The following is a 647-nucleotide window of genomic DNA, read 5'->3' as shown; positions in this document are numbered from 1 at the left end:
TCTATTCCAATACCTAGTGGACCGGGCGTTTCGATTTTTCCGTTGTGAACTGCCAAGTGAGTCAGTGATTTGCTATTAATGCCTATGCCGCGGGTATTTTCAAACGGCTTGCCAGATATAAGATGTTTCCTTAGATCAATGTTGGAATGGCTGTCTTCCGAGAAACTAATTACACTGCCCTGACCAGCCTCGTCTGTTGGTGACCCGCGTACTCTGCCATTAATGAAATCTCTTAATTTTCTTTGTACAAAGTCGTGAACTACACAGTGATTCCCCCTCCCTCTGACATACTCAACAATAGGATGAAAGCCACCTCGATATTTGACGGGACTGCAGCCATCTGGCAATGGACCTTTGTCGCTGGGAGGATGGCGACTTTCCGCCCATTCTTCCCAAGTCATGCCTTGGGAGAGTCCGGAAGATAAAATTGCCAAGATGAATGTCAGTGATTTAATTTTTATACTGGTTTGCATATGATGCTACTGGGTAAGCAGACGCCTGGATATTTTTCTTCTTGCCCAACGAGCCCTCCAAGAAATTTTTCCCGATTAGAGTTGGCTTGTCTCTCAATGTAGTAGTGCATGTCCTCCTGGTACAGCCCGGTGGGATCGATCCGGTTGAGTGGGTTGCCGCATATGGCCGTCGAA

General features: G+C 46.8%; 1 protein-coding gene. It reads right to left on the bottom strand.

The genetic code is table 11. The features are described from left to right. Positions 1–473: hypothetical protein (locus PO605_RS30890; protein ID WP_272207358.1), on the bottom strand; the 473-nt coding region annotated here is incomplete at its 3' end. Positions 474–647: the final 174 nt, after the last annotated feature.

Source organism: Delftia sp. DT-2, from assembly GCF_028401915.1.
GTDB lineage: Bacteria > Pseudomonadota > Gammaproteobacteria > Burkholderiales > Burkholderiaceae_C > Comamonas > Comamonas tsuruhatensis.
This window is presented reverse-complemented; position numbering and strand designations above follow the sequence as displayed.